Here is a 23,291-nt window from a genome sequence, read left to right as displayed (position 1 = left end):
TTAACCTCCCACCGGCGCGCCGGTCTGCCCCGGGCCGGGTTGCACGCCGCTGTGGACGTGGTTGATCTGGCTGATGCCGGCGGCGACCTGATCGCCCTGGGAGACGATCTTGCCGCTCATGCTCAGGGTCGGGCTGTCGATGATGACGCCGCTGCTGGCGCGGATATTCAAGGTGGCGGTGTCGATGTCGATGACCCGCCCGCGCTTGAAGTGAATCTTGTCGCCCTCGTCGGTGTAGATCGCCACTTCGCCGGCGGCCAGGGCCTTGAGGCGATAGCGCCGGTCGGCCACCACCAGCACCACTCCATGGGAGCGATCGCCGCCGAGGAAGGTGGCGATGCCCTCGGCGCCGGCCAGGGGGTTGCTGGTAAAACCGTAAGGCTCGAAATGCTCCATGTCGTCGTTGACCTCGCCGGCGGTGAGGCGCATTTGCAGCGATTGCAATTTGTTGGCCGAATGGGCGAGCACCACGGTGCCCCGCGCCAACAGGCGTGTCAGTAGGCTCATGCTGGGTTCCTTGGGGGGAGAAGAGCCGGCTTGCCGGCGAACAGGGATTGCGCGGTTTCGTGCCGGGTGCCTTCGCCGGCCAGCCGGCTCCTGCGGTTGGGCGCAGGTTTCAGTTTTTTGCGGGTGTCGGGTTGGCATCGAAGGTCTGCGGCGGCGCCACCTGCAAGGTGGTGATGGAGCCCTGGTCGGACAGCGACCAGGTGACCTTGGAGATCAGCATGTCCTGGTCGAAACCCAACACCGGGTCGATGACCCGCACCAACGTGTTGTGTCGCCACAAATCACCATTGCTCTGGCGCCAGCCCTGCACCTGATAGGTGGTGGTCAGCGCCTTGCCGGTGCGGGTGCCGCACTCCCAGTCAGCCCGCTGCTGAGCCAGTTCCGCACTCAGTTGCGCCGCCTCGTTGATCACCGTCACCCGTTTGCGCGAAGCCCGGGCATCGCTGGCCTGGCCGGACACCTCGCAGACCGCGACACCGCTGCTCTGGTCGCTGCCCTTGTGCTGGCCGATCACCCGGTACTCGGAAAACACCGCGGAAAAATCCATCGCTGCATTGGCCGAAAGAATGTTCTTGCCCAGCTCCAGGGCATCGCTGGCGCGCCCGCCGCTGCCCGGTGCCGCCAGCAGCAGGTCGCCGTCGGCGTCATCGCTGGAGAACACCCGGTACAAGGTCAACAAGCGGTCGATGGAGGCAAACACCGTCTCCCCCGGCACAATGCTGTGGGTGTGCAACTTGCTGGTGGGTGCAATCTCGCTGCGCACCCCCACCCCGTAAGAGCCGGCCAGGGCGCGGACGATGCTCAGCACATCCTGCTGGCGCCACTGGCTCGGCCGGTTGATGGCCGCGCAATCCACCAGATCCTGGGTCAGGGAGCTGCCCTGGATGCTCAGGTTGATCTGCCTGCCGTCATAACTGACCGGCGCCTTGTAGACATGCCCGGTGAGCACCAGGTCGCAGCCGATGCGCACCTGGCAGCGGGCGCCCGGGCGGATCCGCACCTGCCTGTCCTGCCCCGGCCATTGCCAGGTGATGTTGAGGCTGAAGGTGCGAAACTGGCGCTCCAGGTCCGCCGTGATCTCCACGCTTTTCCAGCCGCTGTAGTCGAGCCCGTCCACCGTCAGGGTGACGATATTTGCCAATTCGTCCATGGGTCACTCCCGCGCAATCTGCAGATCGGCCGGCGGCAGGAAGCCCGGATGGGCCACCCGGTTGCGCTGTACCACTTCACCGACCCGCGTCGCATCGGCAAACCGCTCATAAGCCAGGACCAGCGCCGGCATGCTGCTTTTGGGGCTGAGACTGACCAGCCGTACCCCGGACGAAGCCACTGCATTGAGGTGGCCCTGCAGTTGCTGGCGCAGGGTGTTGAGCGCCTGGTAATGCATCGGGTCGGCCTTGAGCGCGGCTTGCCAGATCACTTCGTTGAGCTGGTCACGCAGGGCCAGTACATCGTCGGCCACCGGCACCTCCAGGCGCTGCACCGGCTGGCTGGCCTGCTGCGCCAGGGGCGGCGTGCTCTGGAGCTTGACCACCGGGGTGGCCACCGGCAAGGCCGACACCAACCGGGCGATCTGCACCAGCAACGCATCCTGGACCAGGTTCGCTACCGCCTCGGCCGCCGCGGTGGTGTCCTTGCCGGTGGTCAGCTTGGGCGCATCGATGCGCCTGGCCGCCTCCACCTGCTGGGAAATATCGGAGAGCATCTGCCGATAGCCGGTGCGGGCAAAATCCTTGAGCCCGCGTACATCCTCCAGCAACCCCTTGAACTCCGTGCTCAGCTCCTTGGGTATTTCCTTGACCGCCTTGACCAGGGTGTTGAGGTCGCCATAGAACTCGATCAGCGGCTTGAACTCGTGTTCGATGACCGCGTACACCTCGGTCAATCCCTTGCGCAGCGAATCCACGCCGATCCGCGCCTGCTTGATCAGGTTGGTGGCGAACTCGAACCGCAGCACCGCCGAGCCCAGCAAGGTATCGCTGGCCACCAGCACCTGCTGCTGGGTGTTGACCACCGCCGAAGGAAAGCGCAGCGGCTGGTCCGGGTAGAACTTCAGGCTGAAGGTCACCAGGCCGCCGTCCTGGCGGCTCTGGGTCATCTCGCACTCGCCGACCTTGACCTGCATCCGTCCAAGCCACGGATGCACCAGCTCGCCGCTGCCCTCCTCCAGGGCCTTGAGCAGCCTGTCGCGCTGCTCCAGGCAATCGGCGCCGACGATGAAGGCCGTCAGGTCATGGACTTTCGCCTGCTGGCCAAGGCCCTCGAAAAACGGCTGGTCGCGCTGCGGGTACTCATGCAACTGGCCTTTTTGCCCCACCGGGGTTTTCGCCTGGTCGACCCAGAAGGGCACGCCGCGAAAGGATGCGGGCAACAAACGATCACGCCAGTTATCCGCCATGGGAACCTCCTAGGGAAAGTGAGCGATAGCCCAGGGTCGAAGCCACGTTCAAGCCTGGTTGATTGGTCGTGGCCTGTTCGGCGCGCAGGCCGGGAGGTGCGTTCTCAAAGCGCAGCAGCAGCCCGCCTTCAAGCCGAGTGCGATTGTTGGCCGCAGCCTGTTGCAGCAGCGAACTGGAGCTTTGCGGCAAATTGCCCGGGGTCAGCAGCGGAGAAGGTGTATCGGTCAGCGAGTCCTCACCCCGGTTTGCCGAGTTGTTGTGCTCCACCACACTCTCGGTCAGCGAATTGATGCTCCCGGTGACACTGACAAGCAAATTGCCAAAGGTCGCTCGGAGCTTTTCGCGGATTGGCTCCAGGACCTTTTCCAGCCGCTCACGAAACGAAGAGAACCACTGGATCAAACCGTCGAGGTCCTTTCTCATCCCCTCACCGGGTGACCAACTGAACAGACTGGCAACGTTGTTCTTTGCCGTGATCGACAACGCCCAGATCAGATCCCAGATCGCTGCAAACAGGCCTACCACGGGTTGCCAGTTACTGCTTATCAAGCCAAGCGGGCTCCACTCGAAAACCTCTCGCAGGCTGCGAAAAATCACCTGGACAGCCTCTCTGATGGGCTCCAGGTTTCTGATCAGCAACCCAAACCCGCTCATGTTGAAGAGCAGATTCAACGCCTGGTACACCCGCCCGGTACCGGCGCTAAAGTCTTGCCAGAGGGCGCTCAGATAAGCGCTAACCGGCCCCCAGTTGGCAATCAATTGCCCAATGGGCGTCCAGGCGAACACCTCCTTGAAAAGACCGACCATGGACATGATCGTGGGTGAAATCTTCCCCCACAGCTGGATGAAAAACCGCGAAACCGGCTTCCAATTGGCCACCACCACACCGGCTACCGCAGCAATCGCCAGCATCGCCAAACCTATAGGCGAGGACAGTGCAGCAAAGACCGTGGCCGCCGAAGCTGCCACTGTAAAAGCGATTGCGGCGGCCGCGAGCCCTTCCACCAACCCGGGGTTATCAGCGACAAATTGACCGACCGATGTCAGTACGGGCTGAAGCCCCGTGACAATGCTGTTGATGGCCGGCAACAGTGCAACCCCCACATTGAGGGTGATTCTTTCCACTGCCTCATCAAAGTGCTTGAGGTTTAGCGCGGTATTGCCCAGCTCGTTCTCCGGACTTACCTCCCCCCTGACTGCGGCGGCCGTTACAGCCTGGATGTTCTGCGCCTTGATCGCCGACTGCATGCCCGCAACAAAGGGGGTCAATAGGCCCTGCCCAGAAAACAATCCTGAAAGATCGAGATTTCCTAGGCCACTTTCTTCCAGGCTTTTCCTGAACTTGCCCACCACTTGGCGAATGCCGGTGAGCTCCGGGTCGACGGCCTTGCTTGCGCTCTCGGCCACAGCAGGCTTGACCACCTCAGTTTCGGCTTTGACCTGCTGCACAGGTGCTGCCGGTTTGGCCTGTCTTGTCTGCTTGGGCCGCCGGCCCTTGGTCTTGTTTCTTTTTCGATACGCCATCACTGCACCTGCTGCATCGCATTGATCCGTTGCGCGTGCTCCAGGGATTCGCGGAGCACATCCAGTGGCCTGGCCATCATCTGTTCGGGGTCAACCTTCCAGAACCAGGCCAGGTCATAGGCGACAGCGATCAGGTCGGCGATGGCTGCGATGCCGCACTCATGAAAAAACTCGCCACCGCCCAGCTCAGGGCGTTGAGGTCCACCAGGTCGAGCTGGTTCACCGAGGACGGTGGAATGCCGGCGCAGACCGCGATGTATTTGGCCGCGACGTCCATGTCGAGGCTGACCTCTTCGCTCTTGTCGATCTTGTACGGCAGCGCCTTGATCGCTCGCACTTCCTGCACCGTCGGGCGGCGCAGGCTGAGTTCGGCCAGGGGCTCGCCGTGGGCCTCGATGGGCACCTGCAGCTTCACCGTGTTGCTCATTGCCAGGTCCCCTTCTGCCCTTCGAAGTTCAGCTCGATGCTGGCGTCGTCGCCCTTGGCAATAGGCTCGTCCACCAGGTAGGCACCGGCCAGTACGTAGACCTTGCCGTTGGCGAACTCGCAGGTGACGGTCATGTCGACGCCTTCGATCAGTTGCTTGAGCGGAAAGTCCGGGGTGTGCAGCGCGGTGACTTTGAACGACGGCGTGAGGTCGGTTTCCTTGTAGAAGCCCGGAACCACGGTTTCCCGCTTGACGGCCATCAGTGGTGCTTCGCAGCCGCCGCTGATGGTCAGTTGAGCGCCGTCCACTTTGACGTAGCAGGTGCCCGCTATCAGTTGACCCATGTTGTTTCTCCCAAAAAATAAGCCCGCTCAAGGCGGGCTGAAAAAGCGCAGCGATGCAGGTCCGGCTCAGGCCGCCGCGTCGTACTGCAGGCGGAATTGGTTGAGCAGCGCGAATACCCGCAGGCCGTTGATGTAGTCCGGCGGAAACAGCACGTTGACCCGGCTCGGGTCCTGCACATCGCGTTCGACGATCAGGTGCTCGGCGAACAGCTCGGCGTTCTCCACATGGCCCTCCAGCTCCAGCTTGGCGTACTGGGCAATCAGCTCACCGCGAATGGTGCTCGGGGTAACGATCGGCTGGCCGGCGCCGAAACGAGTGCCGTCGGCAGCCAGCTTGTGGCGCCCGTATTTGCTGGTGATCACGCTTTGCAGGCGGCGCACGATGAACGCCGACTGGTGCATGGTTTCGCTGTCCAGGTAGGAGTTGTCGGCCTGGCCGTAGGCGTTCTTCTGGTAGGTGGTGATCGCCCGCTGAATGCGCATGTAGCCGCCTTCGTAGTAGGCGGTGGCGATGCCGTAGCTCAGCAGCGACTGGCGCTCGGTGAGGGTGAAGCGCTCGCTGGCCGGTGCCGGGTCTACGCCCGGCAGGCTGCCGCTCTGGGTCGGACGGCTGGCATCGGCGGAGATGAACACCGAAGTCCGCGCCGCCAGGGCGGCGGCCTGGACCCACACCGGCTGGGGCACGCCGGTTTCCAGGGCCTGGATGGTGATGTGCTGGTCGTTGCGTGCCTGGCCGGCCGCCACCAGGGTGCCGACGGTGCCGCGCTTGGCGCTGTAGACATGGCCGAACAGCTGCTTGGCCCAGGACCAGCGGCCGGTGTTGTCGTCCATCACCGCTTGCCAGGCATTCAAGCTGGCGGTATCGGTCCAGGGCATGCAGATGAACTCGAACGGCTCGTCGCCCAGGGCGGCCAGCGCCGCGACCTGATCCGGCACACCGGTGCCGCCGGCCATCTTGCCCAGCACCAGGGTCAGGCCCGCCGGGGTTTCTTCGCCATTGCTCTTGCCCAGGCGATTGAGTTGCAGGCTGATGTCGTTGCCGCTGTCGCCGGTCCACTTGGCGTTCAGGGTCACAGTGCCCTCGGCCGCGGTGGCGGTCACCGGCAGATCTACTGCAGCGTTGACCTTCAAGGCCAGGGCGCTGGCCGCTTGTGCGGCACTGGCGCCGCTGACGATGGAGGCTTGCACCCGCACCCCACCGACGTACAGATTGAGCAGGCCGGCGGCGCCGGCGCTACCGCTGATCTTCAGCTCGGCCTTGGCCACGCTGCCCTCGGTGCTGTGCAGCGGCAGGCACCAGATCTCGCCCACCGGGTCGGTCTTGCGCCAGGTTTCGTACATCGAAGCGAGCATCGAGCCCTGGCCGCCGATGCTCCTGGCCAGGGCCACGCTGGACACCAGCACCAGTTTGCCGAGATCGTCGCCAGCCTGGTTGTCGTTGACCTGGGCGACGATCAGACGACGCATGGCCGAGGACGCGCTATTGGCCGCCGAATTGTCCATCTCGGCGTAGAACAGCGGCACACGGATGTCCGCCGGGATATTGCTGAAACCGATCGCCATTATTTGGCTCCTTGAGATTTCGCCGCTTTCACGGCTTTGCTAGTGATATCGCCATCGGCCAGACGCCGGCGCCACCAGGCGCTGTCCGACACTTCACGGCCGGAAGCGGGCAGCAGATCGCCCGCTTCCGGGTCCGGTACGGCGCGGCCGGCGACCGGTAGCACGGTGATGCGTTTGCTCATTGCTTCAGCTCTCCTGAAAAAGTTAGCTCCAGGCGCCCATCGGGCCCTGGGCGTTGCAGATTGGGGTCCGCCGGATCGATGGCATCGATCCGCACCGTGACCCCGGTCAAGGACGGCAAGCCGTCGAGTTCACGCTCATGCCAGGTTTCCGCCGGCTGGCCGGGCAGATTGCGCCCCAGCTGGAACTCGGCGAAGAAGCGCAGGCGGTAGAGCAGGCGGGTGGTGTCGAACGACACCAGTTCACCGCCGTCGTATTGGATCGGGTTGTACTCGGCGCCGGGTTTGAAACCGACCAGGGCGCGCCAGAGTTCGGCGCGTAGGTCGTGCAGCGGATTCAGCGCTTTTGCAGGCTCGGCGGCGCCAAGCGCCAGGACCACCTCGAAGCGGTCGCGAATGGTCTGGCGAATGACGTTCTGCCCGGCGCTGGCACTGGCCAGATCGTTGCTGGGCGCCAGATAGGCGACTGGCATTGGCGCACCAACGCCTGAGGCAGAATCGGCATGGGTGCCGACAATGATGCGCCCGGTAAAGCTCGGGCACTGCGCTTGTAGCTGATCGAGAACAGCCGAAAGTTTCATGACAAGGCTCCTGGAACGGGATGAGGCTGCGGTGAGGCTTGTTTCTGCCGGGCATGAAAAAACCCGTCGAGACGGGTTTCGCAAAAGCGCTCTGGAATCATGGCCCCAGGCGTGCTGCAGAACCTGTGGCAGCCAGCTCCGGAGCCCCTCTGGCCAGTCACTCCCGCCCGGTCGGCAAGAGCTCATTGCTGGCCTTGAGCCCTGACTGCAGCGCGGCCCAGAACTCGGCATTTTCATAGCCCATGGCCCAGACGCTGGTGCCGCCCAGGCCCAATCTGGTCACCAGGGCGGTCTTGGTCTTGATGCTGGCGGCATCGTCGTACCAGAGCACGGGTTGCGCTCGTTCCGGGGTCCATTCCACGCCATCGGCGAAGCTCTTGACCGGGCCCCAGGTGGCATAAGGCGTCGCAGAAGCGGCATCCCGGTGAGTGGCTGCCCGGTGCTCGGCAATGATTTCTTGATAGGCCGACCAGTGCACCCGGTTGCCGATGCTGTAGTCCTGGCCGTATGCGGGCAGCCCTGCCAGGACCTTGCTCGCCGGGACTCGGGAAACGGCGTAACTGAGCAGCGCCTGCTGCCAGTCGAAGCCCGATTCGGGGCCGGGCCAGGCTTCATTGTGAAAGCCGCCGCTGCTCCAGCCCGGCCCGACCTGGTCGTAGGTCATCACCTGGAAGTAGTCCACCGCCGCGCCCAGAGCCTTGTAGTCGTAGCCCTGCAGGTACTCAGGCTCGGTGTCGCTGAGCTTGGGCGGGATGCTGATGATCAGCTTCTTGTTGCCGGCATGCAGGGCGTTGCCCAGGGTTTTGACGAAGGCGCAAAACGCGGCGCGATTCCTGGGTTCGACCTTCTCGAAGTCCAGGTTGATGCCGGCGAATCCGCCCTCTTTGGCCAGCTTGACCAACTGTTTGACGGTGCCGGCGCTCAAGGCCCGGTCGTTGAGGATGGAATGGGAAATAGCCGGGTCGAAGGCGCCGATGCCTTCGTTGTAGTCGGAAACAGTCGGGTACAGCGGCAGGGATTGGCTCTTGGCAAAGCGGATGATGTTCTGCGTGGTTTCGTTCATGCCGTCCTGATGCAGCTTGCCGGTGACGGTCAGGCCGTAGGTGCTGCCCAGGCCGACGGCGGACAGGTTGCGGTGGAACGCCTGCAGATTGCTGTAGGACGCTTCGACCTGGCCGTCGGTATAGGCCAGGACAAAGGGTGCCGCATGGGCGGCAGCGGCCAGCAGCAAGCTGCAACCGGCGATCAAGGTCCGGAGAAAATGCCGGATCGCCAGGGTGATGCCTGGTTTCATGAATACTCCTGTGGGCGGGTTGCCCCGTCAGTGGGAATGGGATCAAGGCTCAAAGCTGCTCGACCCTGAGGGGGTTGCGGGCCTGGGGCGGCTTGCCCTTGGCCTTGCCTTGCTTGCCGCCGTTGCACTGGACCGTGGTCGTCCATCCGGCCTGGGTGAACAACTGTTCGACCGAGTCCACCAGATAGTCACCGTCGAGCCCGGCCTTGAAGCCCTGGGCATTGATCATTCGCTCGGCGAACAGATCGGTGCGCCCCGCAAGGTCCAGGCGCAGGCTGGCGGTGCTGCGGTTGAAGGCCGCCAGGCGCGCCTTGGCGGCCTGCTCGGCGGCAGACTGGTTCGGGTAGAGGTGGCGGTCGGTGTGCACGGCGGGCGAATCATCCGGCGAACCATCGTTACCCAGGTCGATGACCCGCAGCTTTCCGCTCCTGGGATCCTGGTGCCGGGTCTGCACTGCCTTGTGGGTGCTGCCGTCACTCAGGCGGAACTGGTAGCGGCTGACATCGCCACGCCCGAGGGTGACAACCCCCAGGGCCTTGCCGCTGGCGCTCTGCCCGGCCTGGCGGGGCAACACCAGCAGCTTGCCTTCGGCCACCTTGGCGGTACAGTCGTATTGCCGGGCCAGGCGGGTGATGAAGTTGAAATCCGACTCGTTGAGCTGATCGATGCGCGGCACCTTGATGACGAGCGGGCAGACCGGCTGCCATCCATTGCGCGCCGCCAGGTCACGGACGATGAGCTGCAGCGCAACGTTCTCCCAACTGCCGCTGCGGGTGGTCTTGCCACTGCCGCGCATGTCGCTGGCCTTGCCACGGATCTCGAGCGTATCGGGCGGCCCGTTCACCACCACTTCGTCCACGGTGTAGCGCCCCAGGCGAGTCAGCTCCTGGCCGGCGTAACCGAGGAACACTTCAATGCTCGCGCCGCGCCGGGGCAGCGCCACGGCGCCGTCGCGGTCATCGATGCGCAGCTCGAATTCATCCGACTCCAGGCCGGGCTTGTCCGTGGTGCGCAGGCTCAGCAAGCGGTCGTTGATCTGCGCGGTGATGTCCCGGCCATCGGCGACGATGCGAAACGCTGGGGTCATGTGCCGTACTCCAGAAAAAGCCAACCCCGTGCTCGACGGGGTTGGGTAAAGGGGTTGGGGCTCAATCCCATAGCTGGACCATGGCCTCGGCCCGGGCCGGCAGCTCCGGCAACCGGATCAGCAGCCCGGCGCGAAACGGCTGTACCTCGTCGGCCAACCCCTGGTTGGCGTCCAGCACCGCTTCGACACAGCCGTTGAGGTGGCCGTAATACTGGTAACACAAGGTATCGAGCAGATCCCCGTCAGACGTTCTGCAAGTCGTCGCCATAGCTTACGAACTCCAATGAAAAACCTTGTTTGCGCGGGATACCGCCGGCCAGCAGGTGGCTCTGATCTTCCTCGATGCTGGTCAGGCACCAGGTGCCCAGCACTTCGCCGTAGCCGGTGGTCAGGCTTAGCGGCTGCAAGCGCCGCCCGATGCTGCGCAAGGTCTGCAACTGCCCCAGGCCGCCCTTGAACCCGGGAAACACCGTGCCTTTGAGAGAGATCCGCTCTTCACCCTGGCCCACCGCCTGCTGGGCGACACTGCGGCTCAAGCGCTCCTGACCGGCCCAGCGGAATCCGCTCTGCCGGCGCAGCGCCTCGAAGGCTGCGGTATCGACGTTGAAGTAGTAAGGCTGGGCGCCCGCCCCGAGCGGTTGCAGGATCAACAGGTGCGCGAAGGGCTTCACCGCCTCGGCCGCCGGAGTGGTCTGTTCGGCAAATGCGGCGGTCGGGAAGATGTTGCCCAGGGAAGGACTGATCTGCCCGCCGATCCGATTGATTGCCGCGCCGGCCTTGGCCACCTGTTCCTGCAGGGCGCCAAGACGCTGCTGCATCTGCCCGGCCACGGTCACTGCCTGGCTGTACTTGGCCGCGACTTCCCCCACCACCGACTGCGCCGCACCGATACTGCGCATCGTGCGTTGCAGTTTGGCGCCCAGCGCCGGCCCGACAACGGGCAGGCTTTCAAGCTCCAGGGCGGCGCCGCTGATGTCGCTGATGGCACCGTTCATGGGCCCGAGCATTTCATCAGCACTGCGCCGCCCCGCTTCCGCTGCCGCCACCAGGGAACCCAGCCCCGATTGCAGCTGCTCCATGTAAGCCATGCGATCTCCTTAAACGTGTGCGGCGTCGAACAGCTGGCGAGCGGCAGCCTGGCGGCTGAACTCGTCGAACTGCCAGCGCAGGTGGGGTTCCAGTTCCCGGGCCAGTTGCGCGGGGTCGCGCACATCACCCTGGACCGAGATCGACAAGTAGGGCGCGAAGCTGAACTGCTGCTCGATGACTGGAGGTACCTGGGGTTTGAGCGACTCCGGCGCGGTGATCGTGGCCGGCGCCGCAGCAGACGACGATGGGCTGAGCATCGAGCGCGCCGCCTGCCCCATCAGCGGGGGCGTCTGGCCTTTCTGGAAGGATTTGGCGATATCGCCCATGACCGGCGGGATGTTCTGTCCGGCGTTGCGCATCATCAGCGGACCGGCTGCGGGCAAGTGCTTGAGCGACTCGTCGGAGCCGAACAGCTTTTTACCCAAGGCGCCACCGGCGGCCGAACCGCCCCAGGCACCCAGGGCGCCGCCCACCAGCCCGCCAATCACCGTGCCGATCACCGGCACCACGGAGCCAATGGCCGCCCCTGCTGCTGCACCCGCGGCGGCGCCAGCAAGATTGCCCGCCGCCTCGCCGTAGCCTTCGGCTTTTTCATCCTGGGTCTGGGCATTCAGGTAAGTGTCCGCCACCTGGAAGCCTGCACCGAGCACCGAAAGGATCGCACCGCCCTTGAGCAAGGGCGCGACTCCCTTGGCCAGGGAACCGGCGCCTTTCATTACGGCACCAGAGGTGGCAGCCCCTCTGGCCACTCTCTCCAGGCCGCTGGGCGTCAAAGGGCTCTTGAAACCTTTGCTGCCCGTGCCCCTCGAACGAGGCTCGCGCCTGGGCGTCTTGCGCCCGCCACGGCCCTTGCGGCGTTTTTTGTCCGGGCCGCAATCGAGCATGGGCGCACAACAGTCGATACCGCTCGCAGTGCCACCAGAGGAGCGTTTCGCCATTTTGCGGCCAACCTGCAGTGAACCTCGAGCGACATTCAGCAGGCCCTTGCCAATGGTGTAGACAGCCATCAGCTTTTTCACCGCGACATAAGCGGCGCCCAGGGCAGTCACCCCCAGTACCAATGAGGGTGCCTTCTCCGCCAGTTCGGTCAGCTTGCCGACCACCAGCGTGATGCTTTGGGCCACCAGATCCGTGGCTGGTTGCAGGGCCTTCCCCACGGCAAGCATGCCACCGTCGACCGCCTGCGCGGTTTCCTTCCACAGCTGGGCGGAGGCTTGCCGACGCTCGGCCAGGTTCTTGTCGATAACCCCCGAAGCACTCAACGAGTCCTTCTTCAGTTGCTCGTACTGCTGCCGGCCCTGGGTCTGAGCCAGCAAGGCCGCCTTGATCTGCATATCGGTGAACAGGTCACCGGTACGCAGGGACTCTTCCAGAGCCTCGAGCATGGACTTGGCCTTCGCCGGATCGGTTTCCTTGCTGATCTGCGCCTGGGCCTCGGCCATCTTCGCGGCCTTGGCCGGGTCGATGGCCCTGACATAGCGCATGGCCAGGGCAAAGCTCGCCTCCAGGCTCGACATACCCTTCTGGATACCGGTGTTCAGCGACGCCTGATAATCAATGCCGGCATCTTCGTAAGCCTTGACCGCCTCACTGGAACCGATTTTCTCGATCCAGTTCTGCAGTTGACCGGCGGCCTGATCAGCACCGCCCGCGGTGTTCATCTGCACTTGCAGCATCGAGCCCAGCTGGCTCACCGCATCCATGCCGGTGAGCCCCTCCCCGCTCGCGCTCTCGAGCAGCGCCGGGAGCAAGCGCGCCATGTCGGCGGCCTCGAAATTGCCCGCCTGCCCCTGCAAGGCGATGGCCTCCAGGGCCTGCTCCATGACCTTGGGGTCGCTGATCCCGGCCTTCAGCTCAAGGGCCCGCATCAGGTTCGCCGTGTCTTCGATACCCGCGCCCTGCCCCACCGCGAACCTGGCCGCAAGCCCCGCGTAACCTTGCGCCTTGTCCAGCGACATGCCCTTGGCAATCATCTGCCCCACCAGAGCCGCCACCTCGTTGCGGGCCATTCCCGTATTCCGTGAAGTCTGAACGACGCTGCGGCTCAGCTGTGCTTCCTGAGGTTGATTGGCCACACCGGCCTTGATCGCGATGTCACGGATCAGCGCCTGATAGTCGGCATTGATCTTGACCGGAATGGCCAGCTTGCCGACCCCGTCCTTGGCCAAGCCATACGCCGCCTTGAAGTCGGCCTTGCCCTGGTCGAACTGCTCGTGCCCCCGGGCCTGCAGAGCGGAGCCCCGGGCCACCTTGCCCAGCGCCTGATATTCCTGACGCAGTTTATGTACCTGCACACCTTGCTGGCGCAGGCCATCACGGCTCTGTTCCAACCGGCGCAACAGCCCAACGGCAGAAGCAGCACCGGTGTCATGGGCCTTTTTCCATTCATCCTGCAGGCGCAGGGTCTGGCCAATGGTCTTTTCCAGCACCCGGGCCTTGCTGCCCTGCTGCTCCAGTTGCTTGATCCGGCCTTCCACCGTCTTGAAGGCGGCGTCCCACGTCGAACTGAGGGCAGTACCCACCACCAGCAGCCCTGATTCCAGCTTGTTCGCCATCTGCTTCTCCTGCTCTTTGGGTGACGGGCTCAATCCGTGAGCCACCAGACCATGTCGGAAAATCTCATGGTCATGATTTCCTCGGCGGCGAAATGCAGCTCGCTGGCGAGCCGCTTCGCCGCCATCTTCATCACCGCAGGGTCAAAGCTCGTCGTCGTGCACCAGGCGAAAATAGCCGGCCTGCAGGCGCTGATAGTCCTTGAGCGCCATGCCCTCCAGATCCTTGGCACTGATTTGCGCCAGGCTGGCAAACAGCATCAGTTCGCGCTGTTCATCATCACCGGCAGCCCCGGAATTGGCCGCACGCACATCGCGCACGGTGGGGGCGCGCAAGGTGACCTTGTCGCAGACCACGCCATTCATCTCCACCGGTTTGCTCAGCGCCAGCACCACGCTGTCGCTGCTCAGGGTCATCCAGGACGGGGTCTTGTCGATTGCTTGAGACATGTTTTTTCCTTACAGGCCCAGGGCCGAACGTTGCGCGGCAAGCTGGTCGACGCCGTTGATCACGCGCTTCATGCCCAGGGCATCGATCTCGTAGATCAAGCGACCATCGACTTCCAGCTTGTAGTAGGTCAGGGCCACGTTGTGCTTGACCTCGGCCTTGTCGCCGGATTTCCAATCGCCCATGTCGACTTCCTTGAGCAAGCCGCGCAGGGTCACGATCACCGGCGTGACCTTGCCCTTGAGGCTCTTGAAGGCGCCACGGAACACGCCGTTGAAACCACTGCCATCGGCCAGGCCGAACATCTTCAGCGACTCGCGGCGCACACCGGTGGTGGTGAAGCCGGCTTCCTGCTTCTCCATGCCCATGTCCAGCTCCACCGGCACATCCATGCCGCCGACCCGATGCTCCTCGGTCTTGAGGGTCAACTTGGGCAGGGTCAGGCTCGGCACGTCACCTTGAAAGCTGATGCCATCGACAAACAGGTTCATGTTCGCCAGGGTTTCGGGAATCATTGCCATTGCTGCTGCTCCTTAAGCGGTGTGTTCGAGGACTTCGGTCAGCCACTGGTTGGTGACCTCGACGCGGAAGTTGGGGTTTTCGGCCGGTGGCACGTCGGTGAAGCGGATGTTCCAGTACACCTTGCCCTGCTCCAGCTGGCTGGCAGTGTTGAGTTCGGTGTCGGCATAGACCTCGAAATTGATGATCGCGCCCTGGTTCTTCAGATCACGCATGAACGCCTGCAGGCCCTCGGTGACGTCCTTGACGTAGGTCGCGGTGATCGAGCGGTCCACTGCCCATTTGTGGCCGTAGAGGATCGCGTCCATGACGATGTCCATGGTCCGTACCCGGGTAACGAAGGCCCACTTCGGATCGCTGGAGAGCGTGCGGTTGCCCCACAGGCGGAAACCTTCATCACGAATGATGGTGGTGATGTTGGCGTTGTTCAGCAGGTTGGCGCGGCAGGTTTCATCGCCGTCCAGGAATTCGATGGCACGCGAGGTACCGGTGATGCCGACAAACTCCTTGTTCGACGGCGAGGCCCAGAAGCCGTACTCGTTGTCGGTCCAGGCAAACAGGCCCGCGACCCAGGCCGAAGCCGGCGCATCGACGGTGGCGCTGGCGCCGTTGTCCCAGTACTGAATGCCCGGGTCGACCATGTAGGCGCGCTTGGCGCCGAAGTGCTTGACATACGCCATGGCCGCTTCGTCGGTGCTGTTGGGGCCATCAATGATCGCCAGGCCACGCAGCTTGTCGGCCAGGGCCACCAGCGCAGTACCAACCGCCTGAGTCGAGCTGTGCTTGGGGGTCACCAGCAACCGCGGCTGGGCGTTGAAACGGCTCTTGCCATCCAGCAAGGCTTGCAGGCCGGTACGCTTGCCGTCGGCCAGCACCCCGCCGATGATCGCCGAGGTCTGCTCGGCCGCATCCGCCACCTTGGCCACGCCGCAAGCGACGATCACCGCCTTGGCCCGCTGGTAGATGGCCTGGCAGGCCTTGGTGATGGCCGCATCCGGGCCCCAGGCTGCGATAGCCTCACGCTCGTTGGTGATCAGCAGCAGGTCGTTGGCCTTAGCGGTGATGCCCGGGCCTTCGGTGAAGGTATCCACCAGGCCGATGATCGAAGACGTGGGCAGCGAGATGGTGCGTGCGCCGGTGTCGACGTTGGTGACAGTAACGCCGTGGAAAAAACCACTCATGGATAAACTCCAGACATGAAAAAGCCCCGGGTGAAGGGGGCTCGTAGGGATGATTGATTAGTGGGAAGCGGGAAAGAAAACGCCCCGACGGTGCGGGGCGTTTATTGGGTTTGTTCGGCGATCCAGGATGGGGCTACTGGGCGATTTTCGGTTTGTGGGAAGTCCGGGGATTGGGGCCAGTCGCGCAAGGACTGCATGTAAACCAGCAGTTCCTTGAACTGCTTCCCATCAATGCTCGTCGGGGCTTCGATCTCAAGTTGATCACGTTGCCGTTCGCGCAACCACTTGACGGATGAAAGCTCAGTATCACGCCATGCCCGCTCTCGCATAGAAAGATCAGTAACCAGTAAAGGAGCATCGACCAGGTAGGGCACCCCATGCTCATCGTGAGCACGAACCTTTCCAATGGCTGGATTACCGATTACCGACTGATAAAGAGCTTCGGACATCTCTACCGCATCCTCGGGTATCGATGCATGAAATCCATATAGATAAGTTGTCTGCGTACTTGGGCTGTAAAAACGTTTCATTGAGTACCTCTGCCTCTCATCGCCCGATCGCAACCAGCTTCGGGTAGATCAGTGTCGAATCGGAGTTTGCATATGCCTGCAGGTAGACCTCGCTGGAGGTCAGCCCAGGAATACCGATTGTTTGATAAGCGCTGTTCGCGTAGGCAGAAGCCGAGGCAGCGTGAGTCGATACAACACGGAAGAAAACTTCATTCGGAAAGGCCATGGGATATGCAATAGTCTGGGCCCCTTCAGTTGCAACACCGACCCCGGTGGCCCATTGGATGATCAAGCCACCGAGCCAAGATGGAAAAGCGATATAACCATTTTGAGCCAGGTTTATCGCAAAGCCCTTACGAAGCGTCTTCGGAGTGACCACTACCTTGTCGTTGCTACCGTCCAACATCTGGGCATCGCTTGCGACTTTCAATGTGCCTTGGTTGGTTTCAGTGGCCTGACTCGCCAGCGGAGCCAGTGCGGCGATATCAATATTTCCCTGATTGTTCGGCGCATTCCAGGCCTTGATGCACCACATGACCGCAAGGTTGTGCGGGCGGGTTTCGTTTGACGTGCGGGCAACTCGGCTGGCATCGAAAGTCAATGAACTCCCTTGTCTATCTGAAACAGCACCGTCAGCAAACGAATTGCTGATGCGCTCAGTCAACGCAAATGCACCGGACGCCGTTACCCCTTCACCCAAAAACTGATATGCCGCTGAAGGGTTAGCGTTCAACCCCGCAATGATATTTTGCAGGGTATCTTCTTGCGCAGTGCCACACCCCCGACCTGGGTCCATGCCTCGCCCATGGTCCCATCCACGCAGGAACTCGCCCCGAGACTCAGGCAGGCGGAAGTTACCGGCACCCTCATTGCCCTTGTTGAAGGCCGTCCCCAGGTACACCGCCAGGTCGGGATAGGTCGCAACGCTCTGCACACTGCCATCGATCTCAAGGAACCCCGGCGGCACGCTCGACTTGGGAAATGCCACTATCGAGCCAACCGGCAACGACGACGCTTGCGCCACAATCGACTCGATCTCAGCCTTGGTGTAAGTGTCGGTGATGCCATGCCCGGCCAGAGTGGTCGGGTTCGTACCTGCGATCACGCGGCCGTACTTGTCGACCGTGACATTGGCATAGGAGCCCGCGCTGATACCGGTTCGCCCCGTCGCCATCTCGAAGGTCAGCGGCGTGGTGCCGAGAACAATCGGCCCGTCGGTGACCAACTGCCAGACGCTGTCGCCGTTGACCGTGCCCTTCTCGATGCTGACGAACAGTCCGGGAGTGACCTCCAGGCTGGTATCCGCATCCTGGGCACGGGTCCAGACGCCCGTCGACGACACGACATACAGCCCGTTGTCCTTGGCCTGGGTCTGGTTTTTCACCAGCACCCGGGCATCAGCCGGGAGCAGTACGCCGTCGATGGTCTGAATCCCGCTCAGGGCAATATTGGCGGTGGTGGCCACCAGCGCCGAGTGCTTGAAGTCCAGCTTGGCCAGGGCCTCGATCACCGCATTGTCGACATACTCGCGGGTGGCCAGCACCACTGCCGGGTCGATCTTCAACACGATCTGCGCAGTGTTGGCGACGATGAAGTTCATGCGGATGACCTGGGTCTTGCCGGTACCCTGGGCCAGCAGGGGCTTGAAGCTCGGTGCGCAGTTGGCCACCGCCACCAGGTCGCCGTCGGCGTCGAGCAGGCCGATTTCACGGATCCAGCGCCCGCCGACATCAGGCGGAATCACCTGTTCGGTGATGATGATGTTGGGGTTGGCCGGATCAGTACGCACCTGATTGACCGGGGCACGTCGCCATTCGTTGATCAGCTTGGTCTGGGTTCTGTTCGGGATGGGGTCGGTGCCGTTGGCATCGCCGATCGCCATTTCCTTGAAGGTCCAGGGCGTGCCCAGGGCAGTGGCGTTGGCCTGTTTCGCCTCGCCCACCGCAGTGAGGATGGCGAAGAACTGACTGTTGGAATCGATCATGAGTACACATCCAGGGTGTCTGTTTCATCAATGCACATGACCTGGCCGTAACGGCCGATCACTTCAATATCGCGAGGGGTCGGGGGGTAAACGTCGAGTACTTCACCCTGGTCCACATAAGCGCCGTAACTGATGACACCGGAGGTTTCCAGGCTGATGGCAAGGCCCGTCATGTGCCGGCTCACCGGCCTGGCGTCATCGATCAGCCGGGTCAGTTCCTGGTACATCTGTTCGGTGATGCCGGTATCCAGCACCCCGACTTTCAGGGCAAAGGTGGCTGGCTCGCCTTGGGGAGCCATCTGCCACCACTCGACCACTTCAATCAGGTAGCCCAGCGGTTCCACCACACGGCGCAAAGCGCCGATGGTGCCCTTGCGGGCATGGATGAAGAACGAGGCGCGAATGGCATTGCGCTTGACCGTCTCGCTCCAGCGCGGGTCCCAGCGATCCACCGACCAGGCCCAGGCCAGCTGTGGCAGCAGGTGCACCGGGCAGGTCGAGGGGTTGTACAGGGTGCGCAACATGGTGGCGGTGTCGCTGCTGTTGGTCGCCTCCAGGGCGCGTTCCAAGAGTGTGCTGTTGCTTGGCAGCAGGCTGGTCATATCAGCTCCCCAAGGTCACGCTGTAGCCGGTGCAATACGCGGCCTGTGCCTTGCTCGGGACTATGTCCTGCCAACCCCGCAGTTCAACCCGGGCCACGCCGGCCACATGCAGCTGGGCATCGACGGCTGAACGCGCCACTTCGATGCCCAGGCGCCGGCGTAGGTTGACCCAGGCGGCCAGCTTGCGCTCGGCCTCTGCCAGGGCGGCATCGCTTTCCGGACCTGGCCCTTTCATGTGCAGCACCGCGTCGATGCGATACGGCAGTATCTGGGCGCTGTTCACCGTGACCCGATCCCCCAGTGGTCGCACGTCCTCGTCATTGAGGGCCGCGGCGACCGTCGCCAGCAGTTCCGGCGCCGCTGCGCCGTCACCTTCCAGGCTCAGCACCGTAACCGTGACGCAGGCCGGTGACGGGCTTTCGGCCTCGGCGTCCGCCACCCGGGCCGAGGCATTGCGGGCATGCAGGATGTAGCTGTTGCGTGGCCCGGCGGTGGTCAGGCCTTCATAGGCCAGTTGGACACGCTCGCGCAGTGCGTCGTCGGCTTCCTTGACCTGCGCCACAGGCGGTACCGCTTGCAGGTCACCGGCCTGGATCACCAGGCGCTGCAGGTTGACGTTGGCGGCCAACTGATCCAGGTCCGTGCCTTGGGCATGGGCCAGCAGCAGCGCCTTGGCCGCATCGTTGACCCGGGCCCGCAACAGCATATCGCCATAGGCCGACAGCTCCAGTTGCTTGGTGACCGGATCGCTTTCCAGATTCGCCGTCCAGTTGTCGCCCATATAGCGGCGAAAGGTCGCCAGCTTGCCCTGATACAGCGCTTCAAAATCCAGGGTTTCCAGCACCTGCGGCGCCGGCAGTGCCGATAAATCCAGCATGCTCATGCCGTCACCTCCAAAACCGCGTCATTACCCAGGTAGCGGCCCGTCAGTTGGAAACTGACCTGGCCCTCCACCACCGCTACAACCTTTACCCGCTCCAGCTTCAAGCGGGGCTCCCAGCGCAACAGCGCCCGGGCGACTTCTGCCTGAACCGCACTTTTCCAGCCACCGGTCACCGGCAAGTCGACATAACGGCGCAGGTTGCTGCCGTATTCAGGAAGCATCCGCCGGCTGCCCAAGGGCGTGGTCAGGATGTCCTCGATGGACTGCCGCAAATGCTCGATGCCGGACAGCGGCAAGCCGGTACGGCGATCCATTCCGATCATCGTGTTACTCCTGCAACTGAAAGTCCGGGTGCTGCTCCAGGTAGTCTCGGGCGAGGGTGTCGCTGACCGGTACCGATACCTCGCCCAGGGCCACCGACAGCGCGCGGCCGTCCGCCAGGATCAGAATGCGCGAGGTGTAGAGGGTGTCGCGAAAGACCGCAGCGCCAATGGTGGACGTGGGGCCGGGCTTTTTTTTCGGGATTGTCATGCTTTTCTCCGGGTACAAAAAATCCGCATTCGGCAGATTGATCGGGTTTATCGGGGGTTGTAGGTTGGGTAGCCGGCGTTGATCGCCAAGACGTCACTGCGGTGGAGTGGTTGCTCCAGGGCCGGGCATCACGCCTGGGTGGATGTGGGTCGAGCCGACATTCACCCCGTTGTGCTTCAAGCTCGCACCGTTGATTTGCACCTCGCCATTCAAGGTGATTGCCCCCGTCAGGGTGATGCTGTCGGTGTTGCCGGTAATGCTGCTGTCCGTCACCACGACCGAACTGGTGCCGACCTGAATCGTCACCGTGCCGCTGGGCAGGGAGATGCTGTAGCTCTTGGCCTGCCAGTCGTAGACCAGCGAGCCGCCATCATCGAAACGCCAGACCTCGACGTGCTCGCGGTTATCCGGCTGGGCACCGGCATCGCCATACAGGCCGGGAACGAAGGTGCCCTGCGCCGGCTCGCCACTGGGGCTGATCAGTACGCCCTGCTCCCCCAGGCTCGGCGCCCGCCAGTGCCGGGCCTTGCCGGCGGCCTGGCTGTGCCAGCGAACCCAGGCGCTGGTCCAGCCCGCGCCATCGGATACCCGCAGTCTGCCCGCGGCAAGGTCCACGCCGACCACAGCGCAAGGCAGGATCAGGCCAGAAAGCATTCGGTCGTGAGTTGCGGTAACGTAACTCACGACATCTGCTCCGGCGCCTGATAGTGCCCCTCGTGACCGGGGCCGGTGTCGGGGCTGAAACCCAATACCAGTGTTCCCGGGGGTTGATCGGGCCAGGGCCATTGTTCCTGGCCCAGGTAGATGGACTGCTGCCATTGCACGGTCCACTCGGTTTTCGGCGCCGAATCCACGGCCGTGCCGGCTGGTTTGGCCCACACCGCCTTCACACTATCGACAGAATCAAGATTCCAGTACTGGCAACGCAGCAGGTCCATGAGCTGCGCTGCCAGAACGACCGCCTGCAAGGAGGCTTGCGCAAGGCTCGGGTCAACCCGCACTCGGGCCTCGAAGGTCGCCCGCAGGCAACTACGGCCGTCGCCCGGATCAGCTCCCGGGTCCATGCCGGTGATTGCAAAGTAGATCGCTGTCTCGGCGGAGCCATCAACGGTCTCGGGAAATGCCTCGACCCTATGCAGATGCGGCATGGCCGTCTTGATCGTGTACGTGATGGCCTCGGGTAGCTGCGTCAGTACGCTCATTGTCTGCTTCCAGAATCAGGCCGAGACGGCCCCGGCGGCGAAAGCCGGGGCGCACGACCGTGTTGAGGGCGGTAGCCGCCCGGTGAGTCAAGGCTGGTCCGAATGGGAATCCCGGGAAGGCGGTTCGCATACCCCGATTCGCTTGGCCGCCCAGCGCTCATAAAGGCCGATGGCGACGTCGGCGCCGGCCATGGCGGTCAGGCAACCGAAGGCGCAGGCGGTCCAGATCGACACGCCGGCGGCATACAGCAGCATGATCGCCGAGACCCCGCAGACCACGCAGGCTCCGGAGCGCAGTGCCAGGCGCCGCAGCAGCGACCAGCCACGGGCGCCCTCCTTGTCGGCGCGCCACATTTCGCCGGAAACGCCACCGACCAGGGCCAGGACGATGACCAGCCAGATCGGCATGTCCAGCAACGCTTGTTGCTCGTTTGTCATTCACGTCTCCCGTGCGGATTGAGGCCAGCGAAATGGCCGGTTGATAGAAGGCTGATAACGATGTTTCAAAGGGTCCCTGTCTGTTGGTGGCCCACATTAGGCAGGCATTCCAAAAAGCCCGGTCGCCCGGGCTTTTCAGTAATGCAAACCTTGGTCTTTCGGCACTGCTGGTGCGGTACGGACCCATTCAAATTGTTCCTCCGACCGCGACCCTGTCCGCCGGATAACTGCTTCTGGTGCTTTACGCTGCACACCCGGGCCAGTTGCCAACCCTCTGAACCGTCGAGGCCGGTTCATCGCTGCCTTTGCTTTGCCACTAAAGAGCGTCTTTGCAGCCGCTGTTGCGCGGCTTGAGGCTCATATTATGCACTTATGCATATGCGGTCAATGCGCAAATGCATTTATTTATGCGCAAGATTTGCTGAAATGCATGGGAGGCGCATAAACAAAGGGCTGGGGATTATTCGCGGGCAAAAAAAAGCCCGCTCAAGGGCGGGCTTTGTGCAAGAGGGCTGGCTTAGCGGGCGTACATGCCCCACCAGAAGACGTGACCGAGGATGCTGATCTGCTCTTCCTGGATCTCCTGGAAGCTGTAGTCCTCATCCGGATGTTCATCGCGGTTGAAGCTGCGCAGGCGGATCCCTGTAGGTAGGCGATACAGCTGCTTCACCCGCAATTGGCCGTTGTGGTTGATCGCGTAGAGGTCGCCATCAACGATGTCGCCAATTGCGCATTTACCGGCATTGACGCCCACCGTGGCGCCGTCCCGCAGCACCGGCAACATGCTGTTGCCACGCACCGTGACGCACTTGGCCTGGTCGAACTGCACGCCGTTGTGCCGCAGGCTGCGCTTGCCGAAGCGCAGGCTGGCGCGTTCGCTTTCCTCGATGACGAATCTTCCTGATCCAGCAGCCAATTCAACCTCGCGCAGAAAGGGAACCGACACCTCGTCGTCATCGACAGGGGTATCGTCGTCCCACAGGCTTATGTCCTTGAGTTCCGAATGAATCTCGTCACGGGGCGCAGCAGCCCGGGTAGGCGCGATATCAACGCGCCCACGCAACTGGTCGGTGCTCACCTGGAAGTATTCGGCGATCCGCGAGATGTGCTTATCCGAAGGATCGACGATCTTCCCGCTGAGAATCCGCGAGAGGGTGGATTGAGGCACACCGGTGCGACGGTGAAGCTCCGTGGGGGAGATTCCATCACGATCCAGCAGCTCTCTTAAGACGGTAGAAACGTTGCGTATTTGCATAGAACGCATATTGCTTGATCTTTTGCGCAATGACAAATGCTGATTTGCATATATGTAATGCATTTACCGGACAACCACAGGAACGCCTTGGTGCCTGCGAGGCCGGGGCACCCATGGTAACCTTGCCGCCATCTGCAAAAAGCCGAGCCCAGCGCTCCTTTGCTTCACCCATTCAACGAATCCGCCTGAATAC

At 62.9% G+C, this 23,291-nt stretch carries 28 protein-coding genes; all 28 read right to left on the bottom strand.

All coding sequences use genetic code 11. The features are described from left to right. The 28 genes from AC1RL5_RS08185 to AC1RL5_RS08050 all read right to left on the bottom strand — a co-directional run bounded on the left by AC1RL5_RS08185 (position 1) and on the right by AC1RL5_RS08050 (position 23,270). Positions 1-507, bottom strand: coding sequence for a phage baseplate assembly protein V (locus AC1RL5_RS08185; protein ID WP_011059569.1), 507 nt, complete (start codon positions 505-507; stop codon positions 1-3). 109 nt (positions 508-616) lie between these two features. Next, complete coding sequence (locus AC1RL5_RS08180; RefSeq protein ID WP_072451144.1) at positions 617-1,657, bottom strand: phage baseplate assembly protein; 1,041 nt, start codon at positions 1,655-1,657, stop codon at positions 617-619. Positions 1,658-1,660: 3 nt separating this feature from the next. Then, positions 1,661-2,905, bottom strand: a complete 1,245-nt coding sequence (locus AC1RL5_RS08175) for a DNA circularization protein (RefSeq protein WP_072451145.1) — start codon at positions 2,903-2,905, stop codon at positions 1,661-1,663. After that, on the bottom strand, positions 2,895-4,430 hold the full coding sequence (locus AC1RL5_RS08170) for a phage tail tape measure protein (protein ID WP_072451146.1): 1,536 nt from the start codon (positions 4,428-4,430) through the stop codon (positions 2,895-2,897). The genes AC1RL5_RS08175 and AC1RL5_RS08170 overlap by 11 nt, the downstream gene beginning before the upstream one ends. A 130-nt stretch (positions 4,431-4,560) precedes the next feature. Continuing rightward, complete coding sequence (locus tag AC1RL5_RS08165) at positions 4,561-4,857, bottom strand: phage tail assembly protein (protein WP_011059565.1); 297 nt, start codon at positions 4,855-4,857, stop codon at positions 4,561-4,563. Beyond that, positions 4,854-5,201 carry a phage tail tube protein gene (locus AC1RL5_RS08160; RefSeq protein WP_011059564.1) on the bottom strand — a complete coding sequence of 116 codons (348 nt, stop codon included), beginning with the start codon at positions 5,199-5,201 and terminating at the stop codon, positions 4,854-4,856. Before AC1RL5_RS08160 ends, AC1RL5_RS08165 begins: the two co-directional genes overlap by 4 nt. Before the next feature lie 66 nt (positions 5,202-5,267). Next, entirely contained in the window at positions 5,268-6,764 is a 1,497-nt protein-coding gene (locus AC1RL5_RS08155; protein ID WP_072451147.1) for a phage tail sheath subtilisin-like domain-containing protein, read from the bottom strand. Further along, on the bottom strand, positions 6,764-6,946 hold the full coding sequence (locus AC1RL5_RS08150; protein ID WP_011059562.1) for a DUF2635 domain-containing protein: 183 nt from the start codon (positions 6,944-6,946) through the stop codon (positions 6,764-6,766). Before AC1RL5_RS08150 ends, AC1RL5_RS08155 begins: the two co-directional genes overlap by 1 nt. Further along, complete coding sequence (locus AC1RL5_RS08145) at positions 6,943-7,524, bottom strand: phage tail terminator protein (protein WP_103407661.1); 582 nt, start codon at positions 7,522-7,524, stop codon at positions 6,943-6,945. Before AC1RL5_RS08145 ends, AC1RL5_RS08150 begins: the two co-directional genes overlap by 4 nt. A gap of 157 nt (positions 7,525-7,681) precedes the next feature. Next, complete coding sequence (locus AC1RL5_RS08140) at positions 7,682-8,818, bottom strand: glycosyl hydrolase family 18 protein (RefSeq protein WP_492589225.1); 1,137 nt, start codon at positions 8,816-8,818, stop codon at positions 7,682-7,684. 49 nt (positions 8,819-8,867) lie between these two features. Then, positions 8,868-9,905, bottom strand: coding sequence for a phage late control D family protein (locus AC1RL5_RS08135; protein ID WP_093404390.1), 1,038 nt, complete (start codon positions 9,903-9,905; stop codon positions 8,868-8,870). Positions 9,906-9,966: 61 nt separating this feature from the next. Further along, positions 9,967-10,173, bottom strand: coding sequence for a tail protein X (locus AC1RL5_RS08130; RefSeq protein ID WP_072451151.1), 207 nt, complete (start codon positions 10,171-10,173; stop codon positions 9,967-9,969). Next, entirely contained in the window at positions 10,148-10,993 is an 846-nt protein-coding gene (locus AC1RL5_RS08125) for a phage tail protein (protein WP_015634358.1), read from the bottom strand. The genes AC1RL5_RS08130 and AC1RL5_RS08125 overlap by 26 nt, the downstream gene beginning before the upstream one ends. A 9-nt stretch (positions 10,994-11,002) precedes the next feature. Further along, positions 11,003-13,549 (bottom strand): phage tail tape measure protein, encoded by a 2,547-nt coding sequence (locus tag AC1RL5_RS08120; RefSeq protein ID WP_492589223.1) that lies wholly within the window; start codon positions 13,547-13,549, stop codon positions 11,003-11,005. Positions 13,550-13,690: 141 nt separating this feature from the next. Further along, positions 13,691-13,996: a phage tail assembly protein gene (locus tag AC1RL5_RS08115; protein ID WP_093404396.1), complete on the bottom strand. Its 306-nt coding sequence runs from the start codon at positions 13,994-13,996 to the stop codon at positions 13,691-13,693. Between the two features lie 9 nt (positions 13,997-14,005). Further along, the gene (locus AC1RL5_RS08110) at positions 14,006-14,515 is read right to left on the bottom strand and encodes a phage major tail tube protein (RefSeq protein WP_093404400.1); all 510 of its coding nucleotides are present in this window, start codon (positions 14,513-14,515) and stop codon (positions 14,006-14,008) included. A 12-nt stretch (positions 14,516-14,527) separates the two neighbouring features. Continuing rightward, positions 14,528-15,694: a phage tail sheath subtilisin-like domain-containing protein gene (locus tag AC1RL5_RS08105; protein WP_093404406.1), complete on the bottom strand. Its 1,167-nt coding sequence runs from the start codon at positions 15,692-15,694 to the stop codon at positions 14,528-14,530. Positions 15,695-15,795: 101 nt separating this feature from the next. Then, a complete protein-coding gene (locus AC1RL5_RS08100) occupies positions 15,796-16,224 on the bottom strand; it encodes a phage tail assembly chaperone (protein WP_072451155.1) in 429 nt (142 codons plus the stop codon). Positions 16,225-16,240: 16 nt separating this feature from the next. Then, positions 16,241-18,187 carry a phage tail-collar fiber domain-containing protein gene (locus AC1RL5_RS08095; RefSeq protein ID WP_492589222.1) on the bottom strand — a complete coding sequence of 649 codons (1,947 nt, stop codon included), beginning with the start codon at positions 18,185-18,187 and terminating at the stop codon, positions 16,241-16,243. Beyond that, positions 18,184-18,789: a phage tail protein I gene (locus tag AC1RL5_RS08090; RefSeq protein ID WP_492589221.1), complete on the bottom strand. Its 606-nt coding sequence runs from the start codon at positions 18,787-18,789 to the stop codon at positions 18,184-18,186. The genes AC1RL5_RS08095 and AC1RL5_RS08090 overlap by 4 nt, the downstream gene beginning before the upstream one ends. A 1-nt stretch (position 18,790) precedes the next feature. Then, positions 18,791-19,672, bottom strand: a complete 882-nt coding sequence (locus AC1RL5_RS08085) for a baseplate assembly protein (RefSeq protein WP_093404420.1) — start codon at positions 19,670-19,672, stop codon at positions 18,791-18,793. Then, positions 19,669-19,995 carry a GPW/gp25 family protein gene (locus tag AC1RL5_RS08080; protein WP_015634349.1) on the bottom strand — a complete coding sequence of 109 codons (327 nt, stop codon included), beginning with the start codon at positions 19,993-19,995 and terminating at the stop codon, positions 19,669-19,671. The genes AC1RL5_RS08085 and AC1RL5_RS08080 overlap by 4 nt, the downstream gene beginning before the upstream one ends. Before the next feature lie 4 nt (positions 19,996-19,999). After that, entirely contained in the window at positions 20,000-20,203 is a 204-nt protein-coding gene (locus AC1RL5_RS08075) for a hypothetical protein (protein ID WP_093404424.1), read from the bottom strand. Positions 20,204-20,296: 93 nt separating this feature from the next. Next, on the bottom strand, positions 20,297-20,887 hold the full coding sequence (locus AC1RL5_RS08070) for a phage baseplate assembly protein V (protein WP_093404428.1): 591 nt from the start codon (positions 20,885-20,887) through the stop codon (positions 20,297-20,299). Then, on the bottom strand, positions 20,884-21,405 hold the full coding sequence (locus tag AC1RL5_RS08065) for a hypothetical protein (RefSeq protein WP_123577496.1): 522 nt from the start codon (positions 21,403-21,405) through the stop codon (positions 20,884-20,886). Before AC1RL5_RS08065 ends, AC1RL5_RS08070 begins: the two co-directional genes overlap by 4 nt. 87 nt (positions 21,406-21,492) lie before the next feature. Continuing rightward, a complete protein-coding gene (locus tag AC1RL5_RS08060) occupies positions 21,493-21,843 on the bottom strand; it encodes a phage holin family protein (RefSeq protein WP_011059558.1) in 351 nt (116 codons plus the stop codon). 517 nt (positions 21,844-22,360) lie between these two features. After that, positions 22,361-23,107: a LexA family transcriptional regulator gene (locus AC1RL5_RS08055; protein ID WP_072451158.1), complete on the bottom strand. Its 747-nt coding sequence runs from the start codon at positions 23,105-23,107 to the stop codon at positions 22,361-22,363. Continuing rightward, positions 23,049-23,270 (bottom strand): hypothetical protein, encoded by a 222-nt coding sequence (locus AC1RL5_RS08050; protein ID WP_176707074.1) that lies wholly within the window; start codon positions 23,268-23,270, stop codon positions 23,049-23,051. The genes AC1RL5_RS08055 and AC1RL5_RS08050 overlap by 59 nt, the downstream gene beginning before the upstream one ends. Positions 23,271-23,291: the final 21 nt, after the last annotated feature.

This window comes from Pseudomonas sp. GW822-FHT06D10, from assembly GCF_058799535.1.
The sequence above is the reverse complement of the archived record's forward strand: the minus strand, read 5'-3'. Positions and strand labels throughout refer to the sequence as shown.

Excerpts from the sequence above, each read along its gene's own strand:
- AC1RL5_RS08115 (WP_093404396.1), bottom strand. The coding sequence starts at position 13,996 with ATGTCTCAAGCAATCGACAAGACCCCGTCCTGGATGACCCTGAGCAGC.
- AC1RL5_RS08095 (WP_492589222.1), bottom strand. The coding sequence starts at position 18,187 with ATGATCGATTCCAACAGTCAGTTCTTCGCCATCCTCACTGCGGTGGGC.
- AC1RL5_RS08160 (WP_011059564.1), bottom strand. The coding sequence starts at position 5,201 with ATGGGTCAACTGATAGCGGGCACCTGCTACGTCAAAGTGGACGGCGCT.
- AC1RL5_RS08125 (WP_015634358.1), bottom strand. The coding sequence starts at position 10,993 with ATGGCTTACATGGAGCAGCTGCAATCGGGGCTGGGTTCCCTGGTGGCG.
- AC1RL5_RS08065 (WP_123577496.1), bottom strand. The coding sequence starts at position 21,405 with ATGAGCGTACTGACGCAGCTACCCGAGGCCATCACGTACACGATCAAG.
- AC1RL5_RS08140 (WP_492589225.1), bottom strand. The coding sequence starts at position 8,818 with ATGAAACCAGGCATCACCCTGGCGATCCGGCATTTTCTCCGGACCTTG.
- AC1RL5_RS08105 (WP_093404406.1), bottom strand. The coding sequence starts at position 15,694 with ATGAGTGGTTTTTTCCACGGCGTTACTGTCACCAACGTCGACACCGGC.
- AC1RL5_RS08135 (WP_093404390.1), bottom strand. The coding sequence starts at position 9,905 with ATGACCCCAGCGTTTCGCATCGTCGCCGATGGCCGGGACATCACCGCG.
- AC1RL5_RS08170 (WP_072451146.1), bottom strand. The coding sequence starts at position 4,430 with ATGGCGTATCGAAAAAGAAACAAGACCAAGGGCCGGCGGCCCAAGCAG.
- AC1RL5_RS08060 (WP_011059558.1), bottom strand. The coding sequence starts at position 21,843 with ATGACAAACGAGCAACAAGCGTTGCTGGACATGCCGATCTGGCTGGTC.
- AC1RL5_RS08145 (WP_103407661.1), bottom strand. The coding sequence starts at position 7,524 with ATGAAACTTTCGGCTGTTCTCGATCAGCTACAAGCGCAGTGCCCGAGC.
- AC1RL5_RS08080 (WP_015634349.1), bottom strand. The coding sequence starts at position 19,995 with ATGATCGGAATGGATCGCCGTACCGGCTTGCCGCTGTCCGGCATCGAG.
- AC1RL5_RS08130 (WP_072451151.1), bottom strand. The coding sequence starts at position 10,173 with ATGGCGACGACTTGCAGAACGTCTGACGGGGATCTGCTCGATACCTTG.
- AC1RL5_RS08075 (WP_093404424.1), bottom strand. The coding sequence starts at position 20,203 with ATGACAATCCCGAAAAAAAAGCCCGGCCCCACGTCCACCATTGGCGCT.
- AC1RL5_RS08175 (WP_072451145.1), bottom strand. The coding sequence starts at position 2,905 with ATGGCGGATAACTGGCGTGATCGTTTGTTGCCCGCATCCTTTCGCGGC.
- AC1RL5_RS08050 (WP_176707074.1), bottom strand. The coding sequence starts at position 23,270 with ATGGGTGAAGCAAAGGAGCGCTGGGCTCGGCTTTTTGCAGATGGCGGC.
- AC1RL5_RS08090 (WP_492589221.1), bottom strand. The coding sequence starts at position 18,789 with ATGACCAGCCTGCTGCCAAGCAACAGCACACTCTTGGAACGCGCCCTG.
- AC1RL5_RS08085 (WP_093404420.1), bottom strand. The coding sequence starts at position 19,672 with ATGAGCATGCTGGATTTATCGGCACTGCCGGCGCCGCAGGTGCTGGAA.
- AC1RL5_RS08100 (WP_072451155.1), bottom strand. The coding sequence starts at position 16,224 with ATGAAACGTTTTTACAGCCCAAGTACGCAGACAACTTATCTATATGGA.
- AC1RL5_RS08185 (WP_011059569.1), bottom strand. The coding sequence starts at position 507 with ATGAGCCTACTGACACGCCTGTTGGCGCGGGGCACCGTGGTGCTCGCC.
- AC1RL5_RS08180 (WP_072451144.1), bottom strand. The coding sequence starts at position 1,657 with ATGGACGAATTGGCAAATATCGTCACCCTGACGGTGGACGGGCTCGAC.
- AC1RL5_RS08165 (WP_011059565.1), bottom strand. The coding sequence starts at position 4,857 with ATGAGCAACACGGTGAAGCTGCAGGTGCCCATCGAGGCCCACGGCGAG.
- AC1RL5_RS08150 (WP_011059562.1), bottom strand. The coding sequence starts at position 6,946 with ATGAGCAAACGCATCACCGTGCTACCGGTCGCCGGCCGCGCCGTACCG.
- AC1RL5_RS08055 (WP_072451158.1), bottom strand. The coding sequence starts at position 23,107 with ATGCGTTCTATGCAAATACGCAACGTTTCTACCGTCTTAAGAGAGCTG.
- AC1RL5_RS08120 (WP_492589223.1), bottom strand. The coding sequence starts at position 13,549 with ATGGCGAACAAGCTGGAATCAGGGCTGCTGGTGGTGGGTACTGCCCTC.
- AC1RL5_RS08110 (WP_093404400.1), bottom strand. The coding sequence starts at position 14,515 with ATGGCAATGATTCCCGAAACCCTGGCGAACATGAACCTGTTTGTCGAT.
- AC1RL5_RS08155 (WP_072451147.1), bottom strand. The coding sequence starts at position 6,764 with ATGGCGATCGGTTTCAGCAATATCCCGGCGGACATCCGTGTGCCGCTG.